At 61.7% G+C, this 19,590-nt stretch carries 19 protein-coding genes; 5 read left to right on the top strand and 14 right to left on the bottom strand.

Features of this window, described 5'->3' with window-relative positions:
* Positions 1–7 precede the first annotated feature (7 nt).
* From MTX19_RS24000 to MTX19_RS24025, 6 genes are all read right to left on the bottom strand, one after another.
* Positions 8–787, bottom strand: a complete 780-nt coding sequence (locus MTX19_RS24000; RefSeq protein WP_280985500.1) for a molecular chaperone TorD family protein — start codon at positions 785–787, stop codon at positions 8–10.
* 112 nt (positions 788–899) lie between these two features.
* A complete protein-coding gene (locus MTX19_RS24005; protein WP_280985501.1) occupies positions 900–1,556 on the bottom strand; it encodes a DUF3306 domain-containing protein in 657 nt (218 codons plus the stop codon).
* Positions 1,553–2,068 carry a DUF3305 domain-containing protein gene (locus tag MTX19_RS24010; RefSeq protein ID WP_280979594.1) on the bottom strand — a complete coding sequence of 172 codons (516 nt, stop codon included), beginning with the start codon at positions 2,066–2,068 and terminating at the stop codon, positions 1,553–1,555. Before MTX19_RS24010 ends, MTX19_RS24005 begins: the two co-directional genes overlap by 4 nt.
* The gene (locus tag MTX19_RS24015; protein WP_280979595.1) at positions 2,065–3,069 is read right to left on the bottom strand and encodes a DUF6352 family protein; all 1,005 of its coding nucleotides are present in this window, start codon (positions 3,067–3,069) and stop codon (positions 2,065–2,067) included. The genes MTX19_RS24010 and MTX19_RS24015 overlap by 4 nt, the downstream gene beginning before the upstream one ends.
* Positions 3,066–3,605, bottom strand: a complete 540-nt coding sequence (locus MTX19_RS24020; RefSeq protein ID WP_280979596.1) for a DUF6505 family protein — start codon at positions 3,603–3,605, stop codon at positions 3,066–3,068. Before MTX19_RS24020 ends, MTX19_RS24015 begins: the two co-directional genes overlap by 4 nt.
* Positions 3,602–4,369: a biotin/lipoate--protein ligase family protein gene (locus tag MTX19_RS24025; protein ID WP_348638318.1), complete on the bottom strand. Its 768-nt coding sequence runs from the start codon at positions 4,367–4,369 to the stop codon at positions 3,602–3,604. Before MTX19_RS24025 ends, MTX19_RS24020 begins: the two co-directional genes overlap by 4 nt.
* Before the next feature lie 141 nt (positions 4,370–4,510).
* Between MTX19_RS24025 and MTX19_RS24030 the strand changes: the two genes are divergently transcribed.
* Positions 4,511–6,484 (top strand): 4Fe-4S binding protein, encoded by a 1,974-nt coding sequence (locus tag MTX19_RS24030; protein WP_280979597.1) that lies wholly within the window; start codon positions 4,511–4,513, stop codon positions 6,482–6,484.
* Positions 6,485–6,538: 54 nt separating this feature from the next.
* A complete protein-coding gene (locus MTX19_RS24035; protein WP_280979598.1) occupies positions 6,539–6,844 on the top strand; it encodes a hypothetical protein in 306 nt (101 codons plus the stop codon).
* Positions 6,845–7,024: 180 nt separating this feature from the next.
* Here MTX19_RS24035 and MTX19_RS24040 read toward each other — a convergent pair whose 3' ends face one another.
* Entirely contained in the window at positions 7,025–8,323 is a 1,299-nt protein-coding gene (locus MTX19_RS24040; protein ID WP_280986137.1) for a c-type cytochrome, read from the bottom strand.
* A gap of 802 nt (positions 8,324–9,125) precedes the next feature.
* Here MTX19_RS24040 and MTX19_RS24045 point away from each other — a divergent pair.
* Positions 9,126–9,554: a hypothetical protein gene (locus tag MTX19_RS24045; RefSeq protein WP_280972258.1), complete on the top strand. Its 429-nt coding sequence runs from the start codon at positions 9,126–9,128 to the stop codon at positions 9,552–9,554.
* Positions 9,555–9,843: 289 nt separating this feature from the next.
* A complete protein-coding gene (locus MTX19_RS24050) occupies positions 9,844–11,661 on the top strand; it encodes an alkaline phosphatase family protein (RefSeq protein ID WP_280979599.1) in 1,818 nt (605 codons plus the stop codon).
* 266 nt (positions 11,662–11,927) lie between these two features.
* Here MTX19_RS24050 and MTX19_RS24055 read toward each other — a convergent pair whose 3' ends face one another.
* The 7 genes from MTX19_RS24055 to MTX19_RS24085 all read right to left on the bottom strand — a co-directional run bounded on the left by MTX19_RS24055 (position 11,928) and on the right by MTX19_RS24085 (position 18,706).
* Positions 11,928–12,818 carry a cytochrome c peroxidase gene (locus tag MTX19_RS24055; RefSeq protein ID WP_280979600.1) on the bottom strand — a complete coding sequence of 297 codons (891 nt, stop codon included), beginning with the start codon at positions 12,816–12,818 and terminating at the stop codon, positions 11,928–11,930.
* A 37-nt stretch (positions 12,819–12,855) separates the two neighbouring features.
* On the bottom strand, positions 12,856–13,302 hold the full coding sequence (locus tag MTX19_RS24060; RefSeq protein WP_280979601.1) for a hypothetical protein: 447 nt from the start codon (positions 13,300–13,302) through the stop codon (positions 12,856–12,858).
* Positions 13,303–13,406: 104 nt separating this feature from the next.
* On the bottom strand, positions 13,407–14,051 hold the full coding sequence (locus tag MTX19_RS24065) for a hypothetical protein (RefSeq protein WP_280979602.1): 645 nt from the start codon (positions 14,049–14,051) through the stop codon (positions 13,407–13,409).
* 150 nt (positions 14,052–14,201) lie between these two features.
* The gene (locus tag MTX19_RS24070; protein WP_280979603.1) at positions 14,202–16,247 is read right to left on the bottom strand and encodes an alkaline phosphatase family protein; all 2,046 of its coding nucleotides are present in this window, start codon (positions 16,245–16,247) and stop codon (positions 14,202–14,204) included.
* Positions 16,248–16,570: 323 nt separating this feature from the next.
* Positions 16,571–17,206 (bottom strand): hypothetical protein, encoded by a 636-nt coding sequence (locus tag MTX19_RS24075; RefSeq protein WP_280979604.1) that lies wholly within the window; start codon positions 17,204–17,206, stop codon positions 16,571–16,573.
* A 1-nt stretch (position 17,207) separates the two neighbouring features.
* Complete coding sequence (locus MTX19_RS24080; protein ID WP_280979605.1) at positions 17,208–17,927, bottom strand: hypothetical protein; 720 nt, start codon at positions 17,925–17,927, stop codon at positions 17,208–17,210.
* The gene (locus MTX19_RS24085; RefSeq protein WP_280979606.1) at positions 17,924–18,706 is read right to left on the bottom strand and encodes an EfeM/EfeO family lipoprotein; all 783 of its coding nucleotides are present in this window, start codon (positions 18,704–18,706) and stop codon (positions 17,924–17,926) included. The genes MTX19_RS24080 and MTX19_RS24085 overlap by 4 nt, the downstream gene beginning before the upstream one ends.
* Before the next feature lie 285 nt (positions 18,707–18,991).
* On the opposite strand from MTX19_RS24085, the gene MTX19_RS24090 reads away from it, so the two are divergent.
* Positions 18,992–19,483 carry an A24 family peptidase gene (locus MTX19_RS24090; RefSeq protein WP_280979607.1) on the top strand — a complete coding sequence of 164 codons (492 nt, stop codon included), beginning with the start codon at positions 18,992–18,994 and terminating at the stop codon, positions 19,481–19,483.
* Positions 19,484–19,590 lie beyond the last annotated feature (107 nt).

Below are 19,590 nucleotides of genomic sequence, written 5' to 3' on the forward strand. Positions count from 1 at the left end.
GCGCTGATCAGTTGGCGAACGTGAAAGCTTTCGATTCTATTTCCAAAAAGGCGCGTCCAAGCGTTCCGACCGACCGGTAGAATCTGGCGCCTTCCGCCTTCTCCATGTCGGCGAACAAGCGTCCCATCCAGCACGACAGGTGCCTCTCGAAGAAGGCGCGCTCTGCTTGCTGCGATGCTCGGAAGCGGCCGCTCGCGAACCCCGCCATGACCTCGCACAGCGTCGCCGCGTGATCCTCGGGCTCATAACTGTTCTCCACCCGTTCGATGCCGAGCGCGGCGAGATCGTCGCGCAGGCGCGACAGCGGACGTTCGTTGAGGAAGCCCGTCAGGTAATAGGAGGCGTAAGGCAGCAGCTCGCCACGGCCGAGACCGACGAACAGATCGAAATATTCGCGCTCGACTTCGAACGTGGCCGCAATCGATGCAGCGTCTGCAAGGGTCGCATGAGCGCGGCCGAGCGGCGTCGCATCACCGTTGAGCTGTGCGATTTGTTCGAGCAACGCAGCCGGCGGTGCTGAGGAGAGCAACCTCGCAAGCAGCGCGTATTCCCGCGCTCGATCGGCATCGATCGGATCAACCGAGTCGTCCGTTACGACGGGCTCGCTATAGAGATCCGGGCGAAGCACCTTGCGCGATATGCCGGTTGCGCCTTCGACCGCAATTACCCGCTGCGCGGGCACCCTGTTCCAGTTCGACACCGAGGGCTGCGCAATACCGATTTTCCGGGCAAGCTGGGCAACGCCGCCCGCCGCATCGATGGCACGTTCAAGGCCTGCATCGCGCACCCTGACCTCCCATCCTCGGGGTCAATTGCGTTTGCGGGGGAAAGACTACGACGCGCTTCGCGAAGTGGTCAATCAACTAGCATAGCTTCAGGCTATCGCACTTAGTCGCAGTCTACTGGGGCAGCGCTCCGCCATGTGTGCGACGCGGAAGAGGCGTTTCTTCTCTAGGAGCTGCCGGTTGCGATGCAGCAGAACCCGAGGACAGCTCCGCCACTGCGGACTTGCCTTGCGGCTGAGGATCCGTGGTCACCTTCGCCGCGTTTGATGATTGCGCGAAGCCGACCTCCTCTCGAGCTGGCCGCCCAGCACCTTCCCCAGCCTCTCCGGGCTGGTTGGTGAGGTTCTCAGCGGTCTCTACCACTCCGCTGACGATGCGGCGAACCAGTCCGTCAACCCGCTCGGCCGAATAGTCCAGTGGACCGAAGCCAGCCATGGCGTTCGGGTCATTGAAGTCCCAGGCGTTTTCCGCCAACCCTACGAAATCGCGGATGGCAGGATCGGCGCTCCAGGCACGACGAAGCGCCGCACGGCTCAACTCCTGCGGAATGCCTTTGCGCAGGAAGGCCCTGATGTCGGTGGCCGCATCGATCGATTCAATTGGGGGCAAGTTCGAAAGTTCCGTCTCGACGGGAATTGGCCCTGACGCGACACGGTCGAGCGACGCTGATCCATGCACGGGAGAAGCTTCTTCCGCCTCGGGTTCAGCGTGACCAGCCTTCGCCTCTTGCTTGCGACGCGACCAGCGCGTCAGAAATTGCTCGTCGCTCATTCGTGCCCACCTTCGGGGTGACGTCGCGCAAGGGCCTCCGGATCGGCACGCCGCCGCTCGCGCTTGACGAACTCCGTCTCGACGTGGTGCTCGGCGATGAAATATTCAATCGTCTCATGCAGCACCTCAGGCATCGGCACCGCTTCGACCAGGTTGTCACCGGCTTCGGTGAATGCCTCACCTTCCGCAGGGTCCGCGGTGACGGCCGAAACAGCGTAGGGCCAGGCTCCCTCGGAAGGAGTCAATACGATCCAGATGCTGGGCGCGCCGGTTGCAAGGTTATCGCGGTAGCGCGCGGTTTCCGAACGATAGAGGTCGACCGTCGCGCTCCCGGCATAAAAGAGGGTCGTTCCCTCCTGCTCCCGTAGAATAGTCCACGGCGTCATCTCCGGCTCATCCGGCAATACGCCGGTGCCGCGCCAGACAAAATCGATCCATGCTGACTCCGCCTTGCGCCGCTCAACCACGACACCGACCGGAATGCGCAAGCTTGGAAGGACGGCGGGACTCACGTTGCAGCCTCCAGGTGTCTGATCGGCAGCCCCGTCAGCAGATTCTGCGGCTTCATCCGCACCAGCTGATCGGAGGTCGTTGCAAGGATCAAATAGACCGGCTCGCCCCCGACGGCATCAACGACCAGGCCACTATTGGGAAAGGTAAGTTGGAACAGCGCCAGCACACGGCCTGCGGTGCGCTCATCCAGCGTCCCTCCGTTCCAAAGCCGGTCGCCTATCCGGGTGGCTTCAGCATCAAGGCCAACATACCAGGAGAGCCTTGCGTCGCACACGGCGGTGAGCGGTTCGATTGCGACGTCAACTCCAAGCAAATGAGAAATCCAGAGCCTCATGGCGTCGGCCAGCGCAGCCGGCCCCCGTGTCCCGCCGGTGAAATCGAGCGCAAGATCGAACTGATCGCTGCGCCGCCAGTAGGTGTCGGCGTTCCCCTCGCTCAATACCTCGACCTCGGCGCTCGTTGCCCCCAACATCGATATCAGCGACATCACTGGCGTCGCCCTTGGCCCGCCAATGACTTCCTCGTCGCCCAACAGCAGCGCGTGTTCGTGCGGCACGATACGCTGCGGCCGGAAGAACAGCTCAGCCGCGCGCAACACGAACGGATCCTCGCAGCCATCAAGCGCATTTCGCAGGATCACGTGAACAAGGTGGTTCACAAACAGCGGTGGCAAGTTGACGGATCCTGACCGAACCAATGCAAGATAGGCCGCTTCCAGCGTAGGCTCGCGCAGCAAAAGCTTGCGAAATGCCAGCACGAATTGCCAGTTCTCTCGCGCATCCGCATCGGCGATCGCGGCGACCTCCTCTGCAGCGACGGCCCGGCGCGGGTCAGCAAGCAGCTCTCGGTGCAGCCTGCGCTCGACCGCGCACGCGGCCTCCGGGGGCATTAGCTCGGGACGCGCGAAATAGGCCTTCAGGAACTCATCGGTGACCACGAGCCCGCCACTCGCATCGTGATCAAGCAGGTGGTGACCGCAGGCGATCCAGAAATCCTTCATCGGCGCCCCTGCTCCTCACTCATCTTCGCAACGTTGCGAGTGCTGTCGGGCTCGATATCGTCTTCTATTTCCATGAACGAGAACGCCTTGCCGTGACGTTGGCCCTCACGCAGTTGCAATCTGCGGAATGACTCGCGGACCTCGTCATCGCTCGCCGAGCGGTGGACCGCAATCAGCGCACTGACGGGATGCGTACAGAGCGATTGCGCAAAGGCGACCTCCTCTTCCGCGGCAACGCGTGCGGTTGCAAGATCCGGTGCCCCGAACCGGTCGACAAGCTGCCTCGCAAGGAGTTCCACCAACATCCGGCGATCGTCCTCAGTCGCGTGGACGATTTGCACCAGCGTCGACCAGCCCCAGGACCGCACGCCTAGAAAGCCGCTGCGGAACGCCGAACGGTCCTTGCCGCTTAGCTTCGCCGGATCCCGATCGCAAAATCGGAACGCACCTGACACCGCCCAATCGCCCGGCTCAGCCGACACGTCGAATACGAAAGTGTCGGATGGATCGAGCGCGATGGTGCGCAAGAGCTTCACAGACGCGGTCCTCCGAGCTGCGGATCGAGCCACGAGGGTAGCAGCAAGCCCCTCCTCAAATCGCACCGATCGGCCCTGTTTGTCCCGATCCGTCGCACCAGAAGATCGCCGCGGTCATCGATCACACGAGAGGTCTGCCGTTCGCGCACCAGCCGGCTCAGGAACTCGCGTGCGATGCCGTCGAATCCGTCGGTTTGCCAGACGTCGAGAGTGCGCATCAGATGCCGCGCAAAGCTTTCCGTCACCTGAACCGCGCCTGCCTCGCCGAAGCCCTCCTGGTCCAATGCGGAAGCGAGCGGATGCACGCCGGCTTCCCTATCGGTCATCGCAACCGTGCGGATCATGGCGCCGAACACCAACCAGCGCGACGGCTCGTCTTCCCTCGCGCGTGAAGGCCAGCCAAGCCGCCCGCCACCAACAAGGCCGCCGTCGACCCGGATCGCGTCGGGCCAGTCGATTGCGATCTCCTTGTTCGGCGGTGCATAGGCGCGCAAGGCGTCGGTCAGCGCCACCATTCCCGCGTAGAAAGCGCGGCGCGCGGTGCGCAGGGGCTCGCCGGGCTCAAGCACAACCGCGAACTCGGCAAGATCGAACCGTCCTACATAGGTCAGCGTACCTGCCCCGCTTTCCTCCGCGATATCGATGGCATGGGCGAAGGCATCACGATTCTCGCGCAGCCTCACCAGCGTGAATGGCGGAGGCAGATTGATCGGCTCCGATACCGCGGAGCGCCTAGGGGCTGTCGGTATCAGTCTGACCTCCAGCTTCCTTTTCTTCTCTTGAGAGAATAGCTTAATCGAGCAGGAGGATCGACGCGAGTCCTCTCGCCCGTTCTCAGCCTCGTCGGAAGGTAGCGCATGCCGGATCCGCCGAAAACCATCCTGATCTGCTCGTGCGAAGACACGATGCGCCTCGATACGGCCGCTATCAAGCGAGGATGCGGCAAAAGCGAAGTCGCCGAATTCCGCCAGCTCTGCCGCGCCGAGCTTGACCATTTCTGCGACGCGGCGAAGGCGGAAGGACCGCTCATCGTCGGCTGCACCCAGGAGGCCCCGCTGTTTGACGACGAGGCGAAGCGGCGCTCCGGGAAGAAAATGGAGTTCGTCAACCTTCGCGAAACGGCCGGCTGGTCGACGGAGGGAACCAGGGCGGGGCCAAAGATGGCAGCGCTGCTCGCAGCTGCGTCCGACACTGCGCCTGCTTCTCCTTTTGTCACCTTATCGAGCGAAGGGGTGATCCTGATCTACGGCCGCGACGATGTTGCGGTGGAAGCAGGCCAACTGCTCGCCGACCACCTGGACGTTACAGTCATGATCACAAAGCCGGCGCAGATCATGCCGCCGGCGACGACATCCTTTCCGATCGTCCAGGGGACGATCCGCAACGCAACGGGCCATTTGGGAGCGTTCGAGGCAACGATAGATGACTATGCGGCTCCCCGCCCCTCCTCGCGCGATTCGCTCGTGTTCGAGGCTCCCCGCGACGGCCTGACCTCGCGATGCGACATCGTGCTCGATCTTTCCGGCGGGATGCCGCTCTTCCCCGCTCATGGCCTGCGCGACGGCTATCTGCGCGCGGATCCGGGAGATCCGGCTGCGATGTTGCGCGCGGTGCTCCGCGCGCGCGACCTTGTGGGCAGCTTCGACAAACCGAAATACGTCGATTTTACCGCAGATATCTGCGTTCATTCGCGCTCGCGGCTGACCGGCTGTCATCGCTGCCTCGACCTCTGCCCAACCGGAGCGATCACGCCGGATGGCGATCACGTCAAGGTCAGCGCGGAGATCTGCGCCGGATGTGGCCAGTGCGCCGCGGCCTGTCCGACGGGTGCGGCAACCTATGCCCTGCCGCCGGCCGACGCGCTGCTCCACAAGCTGCGCGCAATGCTCTTGACCTTCCGTGAAGCCGGCGGCGCCAATGCCGTTGTGCTGTTCCATGATGGCCAACACGGCAGCGCGCTGATCGATGCCCTCGCCCGGCATGGCGACGGGCTTCCGGCCAATGTCTTGCCGTTCGCCGTCAACGAGGTGACGCAGATTGGACTCGAAGCACTCGTGGCGTCCTTTGCCTATGGCGCGGTCGGGGTCCGCTTTCTTCTGCGGGCAAAACCGCTCCACGACACAGCCGGTCTTTCCCAGACTGTCGCGATGGCCGATGCGATTGTTTCCGGGCTCGGACTTTCCGGGCAGCGCGTCTCGACGATCGAAACAGACGATCCGGACGTTCTGGGGGAAGAGTTACGGGCAATCGAACCATTGCCGGGAGTCGAGCGTCCCGCAACCTTCAAAACGGTGGGCAAGCGGCGCGAGTTGCTTCGCTTCGCTCTTCACGAACTGCATCGCGTTGCGCCTGCGCCGACCGACGTCATTCCGTTGCCCAAAGGCGCGCCGCTTGGCGCAGTCGCCGTCAATACGGACGGATGCACACTTTGCTTGTCCTGTGTCTCGGCCTGCCCTACCGGCGCGCTCCGCGATGATCCCGAACGTCCCGTGCTCAAGTTCGTCGAAGACGCCTGCGTACAGTGCGGGCTGTGCCAGAGCACGTGCCCGGAAAAGGTCATTACGCTGAAACCGCAGATCGATTTCGGCGCCGCAAGTGCTCCGGCACGGATCATCAAGGAAGAAGAGCCGGCGCTTTGCATACGCTGCCGCAAGCCGTTCGGTGTGAAGAGCACGATCGACAAGGTCGCCGCGAAACTCGAGGGCCGGCACTGGATGTTTCCCGCGGGCGACAGGCGGCTGGATGTTGTCAGAATGTGCGCGGATTGCCGGGTCGTCGCCATGAGCGAGCAACAGTTCGACCCGTTTGCCGACGTGCCCGAACGCGCACCGCCGCGCACAACCGACGATTATCTGCGCCAACGGAATACCAAGGACTAGGACGCGGACTCACGAGAGCAGCTATTCGCAGGGTAACAACCGCGGGAGCACGTTATGTCTCGATTCATCAAAGTGACGTCCTTCATTGCTGCGCTATTCATTAGCGTCGTCGCCGTAATGCCCTGCCCCGCTGACGCTGCGAACCCCTCCAAGGCTGACAAAGTCGCCCTCAAGCGGGCGATTGTGGCCTGTAAGGCAGAAGCGAAAGGCAAGAAGATCAAGTGGCTCTCGCGCCGAAAATACGTCAACACTTGCGTCACCGAGGCCATGAAGGCCCATCCCACAGTAGACGCTACGACCATGCTCAAAGAGCATCCAGATTTGACTGATCTTCCAGTCGAGCGATGGCCCGGCTTCTAGCGCATGATGAGATTAGGTTGAGCTGGAGCGGGGGCGGTGCTTCACCTCTCCCCGCTGGGGAGAGGTGAACCGAACGCGTGGCTAAAACCGGCTCGACCAAAATTCATCGCGCTTTAGAGCTGGGTGCAAGCCCCCACGCGCAAGGGTTTCTTTGTTTCGCGCGGCCGATGACCGGTCCGTTCATTTCGATGTTGCCCGTCCCAGAAAATCGGTGAGCGCCTTGCGATCCTCCGCCGATCCAATTCGTTGCTCCGGCATCTTGGTCCCCGGCGTATACGTGTTTGGACCCAGCTCGAACAGTTTTGACACCGTCTCCGGCGTCCACACGATGTTCATCCCTTTCAGGGCCTCGGAGAAGCGATAGCTAGGCAGCGACGCAATCCTGCGGCCGTACAAGCCCGCAAGTGTGGGGCCGGCGCGCTGCGCGTCCTTCGCCGACAAAGTGTGACACGCAACGCACGCCCTGAACACCTCGGCGCCGCGATCTCCGGTAAAGGCAGCAAGCGGATCACGCGGCGTGGCTTGCAACGATGAGCCGATGGCATCGCCAGTTCTCGCGTTCCAGCGCCGGATCTTGCCGTCGGCGCCGCCGGTCAGCAGTGTTGCGTTGTCCGGCAGGAAAGCGACCGACCATACCGGCGAACCTGGATCGTCCAGCGTTCGCGCGATGCTGCGCGCCTTTCGGTCGATGATCGTCACGATGCCGCTGATTCCCGAAGCAGCGATCAGCGTGCCATCCGGAGAGATCGCCAGCGCGACAATCGACGCCTGGGCAGCCTGCACCTCACCAATTTTCCGGCCATCCGTCCTCAGAAAGCGCAGCTTGCCGTCGGCACCGGCGGCCACGATCTCGCCGTCGGGCGCGACTGCCAGGGCGTTAAGCGGTGAGGCCAGTTTGATAACGCTTGGGGTACCCCCCGCCAGTGGCCATATCCTCAGCTCACGATCATATCCTACGCTGACCAACGATCGGCCATCCGGCGTGAACGCGACACCGTTGACGTTCTGCGCATGACCTTCCAGCACCTGCTGGGCGCCACTGTGGAGCGACCAGATGCGAACCGTATGATCCCAAGAGGCGGAAGCTAGTCTTTCACCGTCCGGCGAGACGGCAAGGGAAACGATCGGCGCGGCATGACCCTCGTAAACCTGATCCGGCTGCTGCCGGCCGGCCGTCCAGATCGCGACCTTCGCGTCCGCTCCCGCGGTCGCCATTCTACCATCCGCCAGGAACGCGACTGCGTTCACCGCGCCGGCGTGAAAACGAAGCACCTGCTCCGCGACTTCGGCCTTAAGCGACCATCGGATGGCAGCGGTGTCGAAGCTGCCCGACAGGACACTGTCGCCGTCACTGGAAATCGCAATCGCCCTCACCGGTCCGCCGTGACCTGTCAATTGCGCATGCGCCGGCGCTGAATGGATCGCCAGCAGAGCGGCAACGATGCAGAGACCGGTGTTAAACCGTGGGACCCAATGCATCTGCAGTTTACAGATGATCAAGATATCACCTGTGATTGTTCGCTCGGTCTCGTCAACGGTTGAAGCCGTCGTTCAGTTCATGTTGCATCGCAGGACAGAAGTGGCCCCGCTACTCAATGCCGCAACGGCTGTTGTTAACTTGAACCGGCCATAGCCTGAGCCTATCGTTCATCTAATATGTCGAGGACGACGTCATGCAAATACGGCTGAAGGCGTATCTGCATTTCATCTCCCGGTGGCGATCACTTCGCGATGCGATACCGCCACACCATTCCGACGCGCCCGGTAGAGCGTCGCCCACCCTCATCTATGCCACGGTCGTGCTGGCGTTTCTCGTGACCATTCTGGAAGTAGACGCTCATCGAATTGAACTGGAACGGCTTGGTCTCGTAGGGGGCGACTACCCCGTCCAGGCTGCCCTTTTGAGCCCGTAAGGCGGCGCTCGGCATTCTTCAAGCGCAGATCCATTTGCGAGCTCCGGCTGAAGGTTCGCTGCGCGGCCCTCTGCCTGGCGCTTCGATTCCCTCGGAAAGACCAACGACCGATCGTCAAAGTCCAAGGCAGGGTGTGAACCGACTTACAGCCATTGGAATTCCTGCGCCAAAGCGCTTGTCGGGTTCCCGACCTGGAACTTGCATTAAAGTCGACTTCGCCCCGAGAGCAAGATCCGCCTACCGCGCCGCGCACGCCGTAATCAACAACGTTCCGGAGAGACAGCCCCTCCGAAGGTGTAGGCCAGAACGGAGGAACAATCCGTTCGTTGCTTTCCTAATGGAGGGGTATCGGAGAAGGATGAAAGGCCATGAGGGCTTCAACCGTACTAGCCGCGCTCGCGATCATACTGGGCGGCTGCGCCGTCTCGCTCGCGCAATCGAATGTCCAAGGCGCCGTTGAACTGAGCAACGGCACGAAAGTGTCGCAGAATCCATCGCTACCGAAACTCAACCTCACAAACACGCAGCGCGAGCAAATTCGCAAGGCGGTACTTACTGAACACAACGAGGTCCAATTTCGACTAGCGACCACCAAGTCAGCCAAGAGCTTTACCCCAGCTGTTGGTGCAAAGATCCCGAAAGGAATTAGGGCCCAATCGCTGCCAACGCCGGTTCTCTCGCAACTGCCGGAGCTGCGTGACTACATGTACGTCAAAATGAAGGATCAGGTGCTGATCGTGAACGGGATGACCAACAAGATCGTTGATGTATTCCCCGAGACGCAGCCACTCTCCTAGCCGCTTTGGGAAACACCAGCCAAATAGCGAACGTTTGATCTGGTCAAAGCAATCATTCTCTCCCAAGGCATTAGTGTTGGTCGATCAGGCGCGCCGCCGCTGCGATTGCGCGCCTCCATTCGCGGAGCGGAGCCAGAGCCGCTCGGCAACAGCGCGCCAGCATTCAATGGCGTGTCATATTTTTTTCGTCCTGCTGTAGCCGGGCTCTGAAACAGTCTGCGCGCTGGGGCAAATCGCCGCAGAAGTCCCCCTCGCTTTGTCTTTGAGGACCCACAGGGAGAACCCTCCAATGCACTTGTCCAAAACGCTCGGACTGGTCTCTGTTCTCGCGCTGACGCTGATGGGCGCGGGCGCAGTTGCCGAAGACGACCACGGCCGGTCTGACAGCTCAAATTTCAGCCGCGACCATCACGTGCATACGGCGACGCCGATCAAGCACCTCGTCGTGATCTTTCAGGAAAATGTTTCCTTTGACCACTATTTCGGCACGTACCCGAACGCCGAGAACCGCCAGGGCGAAACGCCTTTCCATGCAAAGCCTTCCACGCCGGTAGTCAACAGCCTGAAGACGCCGCTTGACGTCAATCATGGCTTTTCGGCGCTCAAGAGCGTCGATCTGCTCGCTCAGAATCCCAACAGCAATGCGAGCGCTCCGGTCGCCCCCAACAACAACGTCCAGAACGGCGCCGGCGCCTCCAACCCGTTCCGCCTCGCGCCGGGACAGGCGCTCACGGCCGACCAGGGTCACAATGAAGCGCCCGAAGAGAGCGCCTACAACAACGGCCACATGGACGGCTTCCCGGCCTTTACCGGCACCGCGGGCCCGCCGCCGGCCGGCATCGGCACCAAGGCGCTGGTGATGGGCTACTATGATGGCAACACGGTCACAGCGTTGTGGAATTACGCCCAGCACTTCGCGATGAACGACAACAGCTACTCGTCACAATTCGGACCCTCGACGCCGGGTGCGCTGAATCTCATTGCGGGCCAGACCAACGGCCTCTCAGCAACGATGAATGTTATCAATGGTTCGGGCACGTTGCTCCACCCCACCCATGAGGCCTTCGGCGATGCCAGCCACACGACGAGCAACCTCACCCTGATCGGCGACGCCGATCCGATTGGCGACGTTTGCTCCAATCCGACCGGAGACCAGGTGACGCTGGGCAGCCGCAATATCGGCGACCTGCTCAACGACAAGGGAATCACCTGGGGCGCGTTCATGGGCGGCTTCGACCTCTCCGTCGTCAACGCCAACAAAACCACCGGCTGCCAGCGCGAGACCGATCCGGTCGCACCCGGCACGGCCGCGTTCACGTCTGTGGACTACATCCCGCACCACGCCTGGTTCCAGTACTACGCCTCGACCCGGAATCCGCAACATACCCGGCCGAGTTCGGTCGAAGCCATCGGCCACAGCTTCATTCCGGGAACCAAGACACCGGAGCCGGCCAATCACCAGTATGACAGCAATGATTTCTTTGCTGCGCTCAAGGCCCACAACCTGCCCTCGGTCAGCTTCCTGAAGGCTCCGGCCTACCAGGACGGTCATGCCGGCTATTCCGATCCGCTCGACGAGCAGAATTTCATCGTCAGCGTCGTCAACGCCGTGCAGCAGAGCGGGGAATGGGAAGATACCGCCATCATCATCGCCTACGACGACTCCGATGGTTGGTATGATCACCAGATGCCTCCGATCGTGAACACTTCGGCGAACCCGACCGTCGATACGCTCAACGGCCCCGGCGTCTGCAACACCAGCAACGGCTCCCAGCAGGGCCGCCAGGCTCCGAGCCAGCCGCTCAACGGCAATTTCGGCCAGCCCGCCTGGGGCCGCTGCGGCTACGGCACCCGCCAGCCGCTGCTCGTGATCTCGCCCTTTGCCAAGCGCAACTACGTCGATCATACGCTGACGGATCAATCCTCGGTGCTGCGCTTCATCGAGGACAACTGGCTCAACCGCGAACGCATCCAGCCCGGCGGATCGTTCGATACCATCGCAGGTCCGCTCGACAACATGTTCGACTTTGACCATCGCGACGAGGATCATCCCCGCAAGCTGATCCTCAACCCGAACGACGGCACCATGGCGTATCTCGGGCACTGAGGGCTCGAGACCCGACCGCTGTGCGTCCACGAGCACGTCCCCGGCAATCAAGCCGGGGACGTATTGTTTTGAGAACGGGGCTTGCTCGCGCTCTTCGGCCCTCGATTCCAGACAGCGCCGAGCTCCAGCTTTCTGCTTGAGGTGCTGACTGTGCGCGAGCCGGGCCCGGCTCGCGCGAAAACGCCATGAGGTTTCCGAACGGCGCGAGCCGCAAACAGTCCTTGTCCCCTCGCCTCACTCGCCTTGAGGGGAACTGTCCAATCCCATCACTGTGGCTTCTGGTGAGGCTCGAGCGCCTGTCTCAGTGCCGCATAATGCGCGTCATGGACTTTCGGGTTGAACAGCGACCACTGCTCGGCATTGTAGAGCAGCGTCGGAACCTCGATCTTCATCTTGCCGCGATAGAGGTCGTAGTCCGCGGCCGCATCGTCGAAGCGTCCGTCGGCGGCAGCCATGTCGATGCGTCGCAGGGTGAGAACCTGCTCCTTGAGCGCCTGACGCACCAGCATGCGCTCGTTCAGCCCATCTGGCGGCAAACTGGTGTCCTTGCGATTGGGATATTGCTCGGTCAGATCACGCAGCTCGGCACCGATCGTGTCGACCGCAAGCGCAATCACGTCCCTGTCGTGGTTCGCGATCGCGGTGCCCAACACACTCGCGAAATCGTTGAGCTCCTTCGTCGTCGCGACATAGCCTTCGTATTCGTTGGGCGACATGCCGGCGCCAACAGCCTGCAGGTAGACCACGAGATCCTGCCGTTCTGCGTCCGACAGGCCGAGTTCGAAGCTGCGGTTGAAGAAGTCGACCACCTGGTCATAGCTGTCGAAACGGCCGTCATGGAAATAGGGCCGGTTGTAATTTGCGTTCAGCACCGTCGGCGTCTTGAACAGGCCACCGGAACCGACGTCATGCTGCTGGTGATCGACGAATGCCGCCGAGGGAACGTGACAACCGGCGCAACTGAGTTGCGGGTTGTGCGGAAACGACTTGAAGAACAACGCCTCTCCGCGTTGCTCGCTGTCCATCGCGAGGGGTCCGAGCCGTCCGCCGGGACCGAGATTCGGATTGGCCAGGAAATCGATGTCCTGGATGTAGGCAACAATGGCGTCAAGAAGCGTCGGCGACGGCTCGGGGCCGGCAAACTCGTTGACGATCACGTTGTGGACGAAATCGCGCAGCGAGGCGATGCGGCCGTCATGGCCATAGGGGCTGAGAAAGCGCGCACCACGGAGACTCGGGATACGAACGGGATCGAACCAGATTGTCGGCCTTCGGATTGAACAGCGGCCCGGTGGTGTCGAAGGTGCCAGGATGGCCGGACATCTTTGGCATGTAGAATTTCGGGTTGGCCGCACCGTTCACATGGCAGGTCCCGCAACTCATGCCGGCCTGCCGCGCCACCCCGCCCAAGACGCTCGGCGAGTTGAAGGCAAGATCGCCGAGATTGACCAGATAGGATTTATGGCCGCGATGGAGCTCGCTGTGAAATGCTTCACGTGGCTTGATCAGCGCATCCTCGTTGAGCTCGGTGGTGACTGGCAGCAATGTCTGCCGCCCATCGAGCGGAAATGCCGCGAGCCGATCGGCTGCAAGCACGACACAACCGAGCAAGGCGAGTGCCCAAGCGCCTTTCTTTGCCATTTCGGGAAACTCTCCAGCGACGCGAGACGCGCTTGTCACACGTTCGCAAATATTGTCGACTTCCTTTGCCGATTTGTGACGGGACCGATCGCGCGGCGGTCGTGTCAGGGCCGCGGCTTGTCCTTCTGGTCGGCAACCCAGACATCACTCTGCTTGATATGTTCGATCAGCGCTTCCGGGCTGAACTTCCGAACACCCGGCGGCAGCTCAAAGGATGCGGCGGACCGCGGTTCATCCTTGATATTCTCAAGCGAAACGACCGTCCCGTCCTCACTCTTGATCCGTAGCGGAAGCCTCCGCTCGCGGTCGATCCAACCGAAGAACGCCGGCCCGGCTGCGGAGGCGGCGCGAAACACGGTTGTGTCGCGGCCCTGGACCATCTCCTCTCCTGTCCGCTCGCAGCGCCAATCGCCGCCCTCTCCCAGTCCGGCGAGATGCGCCATCGCCTGCCATTGCCGGCAAGGGTCATCCGGATCGAGGGGTACCAGCAACCGGGTGAGCTGGCTCGACTGCCGGGCATCCATATAGATTCGTGCGGCGGGCCGAACGAAATAGGCCGCCGGCTTTGCCACGTTGACCAGAAAGAAGCCGTCCGCAAACTCCAGCGTCTCCATCCTGAGCTTGCTGCCGAGAACGTGCAGCCGCCCCGCCGGCGACGACTCGGCACCACGCTGCACGACAATATCGGCCGAGAATTGTTGCGGCTGTGCGGCGACCAGGCTGCTCGCAACAGCCGTGCCAAACGCCACGACTCCGGATCGCACCGCTCGATATAGACAGGCCAAGATCACGCCCTTCATCATCTTCATATCAACCGGAGAAAAGCGGCGCCGACCGGACCGCGAGGTCCGATCGGCGCTAGTTGTGGAAATCACGTCAGTTCGTGATCTTGCTGCCGATCACTCGAGGTAGGAGATATCCACCGCCTTGTCGAAGTCGAACGCATCGAACAGGTCAGCGAGCGCCGGGCTGTTGGTCGGCACATACTGGTTACCCTTCGTGTACGTCGGGTTCGGCAGGTTGTCGCGGCTGCGGTTCGTGAGCGGCTTGAGGTTCCAGTTGCGCTCGATGAACTTCAGCAACGACACGTGGTCACCGTAGTTGTGGTAGACCTTGCCGCCCGTTGAATAGGGCGACAGGATCAGGATCGGCATGCGCGCTCCATCGCCGAAGAAGTCGATCGACTGGATGTAGCCGGAATCCCAGTAGCCGCCCGCCTCGTCCCAGGTGATGAACACCGCCGTCTCCGCCTTCAGCTTCGGATTGGCTTCGAGCGCACCGAGGATGTTGGCGACATAGGCCTCGAACAGATCGACCTTCGAGCTCTGCGGATGACCGTCGAGCAGGCCGTCCGGCTTGCCGAACGCCACCGAAGGCAGCTCGTCGTTCTGGATCGCCGTGACCAGATCCGCGGTGTCCTTAATATGCGCCGCCCGGACCGTCGGGTCAGCCATGATCGAGGTCGCGTACTGGAAGGGATTGCAGATCTGGCAGTAGGCAACGCCGAGCGCGTGAGCCGGATCGGCAAGCGCAGCACCGTTCAGGTCCGGGCTGGTCGCATTCTTGGCGACCGCTTCATTCGAGAGCACCACGGCGTCATTATATGCGTCGCCATAGTAGGCCCACGAAATCTTCTTCTCGATCAACGCATCGCCGATGGTTCTGACCGACGATGGCGGCAGGCTGTTGCCACCCGCGAGCGCGCCGTTCGGCAGATAGCCGGGGCTGTTATTGTTGAGCATGTAGTAGTGGTTCGGCTTGCAGTTCGGCTCCGCCGCATAGGGCAGCGCCTTGAGGTAGCTGACAATCGGCTTGACGCCCGGCTGGCTGAAATCGCCGCAATTGCTGAAATTACCGTCGACCGTGTACTTGTTGACAGTGCCCGCGACCGGATTCGGATTCGCAATCAGCTTCGCCGGCGGCGTGGTCGCGTTGCCGTTGCCGTCGCTCCAGAAGCCCGCATCACCAGTCCCGAGCATGAAGTGGTTCGCACCGGTGCCTCCATGGAACGACTGGTGGAAGTTGTCACCCAGGGTGAAGCGGTCCGCCAGCATCTTCAGGATCGGGGCTTGCCCCTGCTCAGCGTTGTAGAAGCCCATCTCATTGCCCTGGCTCTTGTTGCTCGCCGAGTAGGTCGCCATGACGAAGGGGAACAGGTCGTTCAAGCAGCCCGAGCTGTTGCTCTTCGACGCGGTGGCCGCGCTGCAATCCTCCTGCTGCCAGTCCTGGTAGAAGCGGTGGGTCGTGTCACCGGTGTAATCGTCGTCGGTGATATTCGTACCCTGCAGCAGAAACGGTCCGGTGAGGCTGCCGGCGCCGGGAACGCGGGTATCGAGGACTCCCTTCGGCAAACCGGTGGCACCGGTCGTCAGGATGTCGAGGTCGCTCGGATCCATATCCTTCTCGACGCTCGCTTCCGCGACCGTCTTGAACGGAGCTCCCGTATCGCTCTGTGCCTGCGGCGCACCGCTGGTGTTCGGCTGCGGCATCACATTGGTCGGGCTATAGGGCGTCTTCGCGATCGCCGGAGCGCCGACATAGTAGGACGACTGGGCCCCAGCCGAAAACTGCTGCGCCTTGGCGAAGTTTGGGCCGGGCGAACCGTCCTCGTTGACGATACCCTTCGACAACAAGTTCGAGATCGTCTCACCCCTGCCCTTCGGCTTGTACACGCCGAACGTGTGATCGAAGCCGCGGTTCTCACCGATCAGGACAATGACGTGCTTGATCGGCGACGCCGTCTTCACCTTGCTCGCCGGATCATGGTCCCTGTTGGACCCGTTGTGCTCTTCGGTGTTGGCATTTTGGTGATGCGCATGCGAGCGATTGTCCCAATCGCTGCGGCCACCGAAACTCGCTGCGTAAGCTGCCGTGGTCACCACGATCGTCGAAGCAATGCAGAGCGCCGTGGTCGTACGCCAGTGATCTTCGAAGTTGAAAGCCATGTCGACTCCAAACGGTTATTGTTGTTTAGCGCCGCCGGTCATTAGTGCATCAACATGACGCACGCATATCGCTGCGATGAAACGACGCACGAAGAACAAGATGATCCCCACTCTTTTCTCTACGCGTCCATCACACGCAATGAATTCAGTAGACGGAGTGTATTCTTCGACGATGCAACCTCGCGCTCACACGGAAGCGTCTGCAAAGTCGCGGCACGACTGCACAGCTCATTCATCTGAGCTACGGGATCATCGATTCAAGTGCTTCAGGTCGCCGCCGGTCCGCCGGCGCAAATGGAGGGCGGCACGCTTGCCGGACAACACTACCGCGCCACGTGCCTTGATTGAAGGACACGACGAAGGGCCATGTGGTGCTGGTCATGCACAGCCGGATTGAAGAGCGACCATTGTTCGGCGCCAGCCAATAGTGAGGGCACGGCTGCGGCCATGAGATAGCGATAGTTCCGGTAGTCGGCCGCAGCGTCTGCGATTCTCCCGTCGTCGACCGCGATCTGGATCCGCCGTAGCAGCAGGACGACCTCCTTGAGCGCCGCGCGCGCGTTCACGCGCTCCTGATCACCGCCTGAGACGCTCGTGTTCTTGCGGTCGGGATATTGCTCCGTCAACTCACGCAGCTCGCCGCCGATCGTCTCGACGGCCAATCCAACGACCTGCTTGTCGCCGGCGGGAATTGCGGTCCCCAACACCGTCGCGAAGTCGTTGATCTCCTTCAGCGAAGCGCCGGCGCCTTCATGCTCGTAAGGCTGTGTGCCGTCGCCCACGGCGGTGAGATACGCTACCAGATCCTTGCGATCCAGCGCGGTCAGACCGAGTGCGAACAACGTATCAAAATGAGTCACCACCTGCTCGTAAGTATCGAAGCGACCGTCATGAAAATATGGCGCGTTGAAATCGGCGTTGCGTAGCGTCGGCGTCTTGAACAGACCGCCCGATCCCACGTCATGCTGCTTGTGATCGACGAAGGACCCCGAAGCTCATGCTGGGATCATGCGGAAACGGCTTCGAAAACAACGCTTCGCCGCGCCGCTCGGACTCGCTGATCTTCCCGACCAAACGTCCTCCAGGCCCGAGGCTCGGATTGGGCAAGAAATCGATATCCTGGAGATAGGCCACAATGGCGTCGACGATCACCGGCGCCGGCTCGGGACCAGCAAATTCGTTGACAATGACGTTACGCACGAAATCACGCAACGAAGCCGTGCGGCCGTCGGCGCCGTAGGGCGCGAGATAGCGCGCACCGCGCAGGCTCGGGATTTGCACCGGGTCCAGCAAGCCATTGTCCGCCTTCGGATTGAACAGTGGTCCGCTTGTGTCGAAATTGCCCGGGCGCGTCGACATCTTCGGCATAAAGAACCGGGCGTTGCCGGCGCCGTTGACGTGACAGGTGCCGCAACTGATGCTGGCCTGCCGCGCGACGTCACCGAGGATCGACGGCGAGCTGAACGCCAGATTGCCAAGATTGACCAGATTCGACTTGCCGCCAGATATCTCGGAGCGAAACACCTCGCGCGGTCGATCCAGCGCGTCCTCGTTCAGCTCGGTGTTGATAGGCAATGCGGTCTGGTCGCCGTCGACCGGAAAGGCCATAACCCGTTGATGCAGGACGGCAACCAGAAGGCCGACCGCAGCCGCGACGGTGCCCAGACGATGCAACCTCATCGCGATTGAGCCTCCAACGTCGGCCGCTGCAGTCCCAGCTTGAGCGACGCGGCCTGCAGCGAGACCACCAACTCTTCGCTGGTGCGCCGCAGCGCCCGAACATCGACATGCGGCAGATCAGAAGTCGCGACGATGGTCTTGAGCTGTTCGATGCGCTCCGTCACTTGCCTGGCGAGCCGCGCGTCAGCCGTCGTGAGCGCATCAGCAAAGATGGTTCGGTATGCAAAGTCGATGCCGCCGACATTGTTGCGCATGTCGTCGAGCGAGGTCCCGCTAATCCGGGATTCGCCGCCATCCGCCTTGCTCTCGCCCACCTCGTAGGCAAGTCGCACGGTGCCGTCGAGCAAGCCCTGCGGCGTCAATCGCATGGTCGGCAGCTTGCTCTTGAGCTCGCTGAGATGCTCGATCAGTGCATCGGTATCGCGCTCGACACTGATCTCGCCGGAACCGAACAATCTTGCCTCGATAGCGTGGAATCCGCTGTCGGCGTTGGGCCAGGCGTCAATCAGCGTATCGAGCTCGGGTACAAAACCGGCAGTAAAGACCTCCGAACGCTCCCAACCGGCGCGGGCCGCGAGCCAGGCTCTTTTCGCTCCTGCCAGATCCTTCGCGGCGACACGCTCGCGCAGCTCCTTGATGCCCGCCAGCGCCGACCCGATGCCCTCGATCATGTAGGGGCGATAGCGCTCCGCCGCGTCGTCAAGCGGAGTGGCGCTTGCCTGACCGACGCCGTTCGCAATAGCGAACGCAACAAGGCACAGCACCACGCTTTTCTTCATTGATCCCCTCCAGCACGTGGAGTGCAGTCGTTCGCGACGCTGCGTCCAACGATCGCAGCAATATTGTCGGCTTGTTATGCTGTTTTGTGACGGTATCGCCTTGGTTCACGACTTCTCCGCGAATGAAGAAGCATTGCAGCGACGCAAATCCTTGCTTACGCTTCACGGCGAAGCGCGCACGCGCATCGACGACAAAATAATTTCTTCAAGCAAACTTCATACTCTCGCGATGACGCCGGATATCGTTGATCGGCGCGCCAAGTTCCATGTACTTCAGCGAACGATATGACCGCCGATACCGCACCACCTCTGCTTACAGAATTCTTCGCTGCGCTGTGCCTGCTGTGTGGCAGCCTCGCCCTGATCGATTTTCGCCGAGGCATCATTCCAGACGTCCTTAACCTTGCAGTGGGCGGCCTTGGTCTGGCGCGGACCGTTGTTGCCAGCGGCGCCGTGGCCGGCGTTGAGGCCGCCGCGGAGGCGATGATCGTCGGACTTATCTTCTGGCTGTTTCGTCGGCTCTATTTCACCGTGAGGAAAGTTCAGGGACTGGGGCTTGGAGACGTCAAGTTTCTCGCCGCGGCTACGTTATGGGTCGGCCTCACAGGCATTCCCATACTGGTCCTGATTGCTGCGCTCTCGGCGTTGATCGCGGTCGGTGGCGCGCAAATGGCCGGACAAAACCTGACGCGGCGGACCTCGCTGCCGTTCGGTCCTTTCCTTGCGCTCGGCTTGCTGTCAGCCGTGGTCGCCCAGCAATGGCTCGGCTTAATCTAGCGCCTTATTGGCTGTCGCCAGTTGCGACCAAGCCGCTTGCGCCAATCCCCCTCGCCCGGTCGTCCCGCGCCGAGCCAAAACCGTGCGCAATGCCAAGGAAAGAACCC

It is taken from the genome of Bradyrhizobium sp. ISRA464, from assembly GCF_029910095.1.
GTDB lineage: Bacteria > Pseudomonadota > Alphaproteobacteria > Rhizobiales > Xanthobacteraceae > Bradyrhizobium.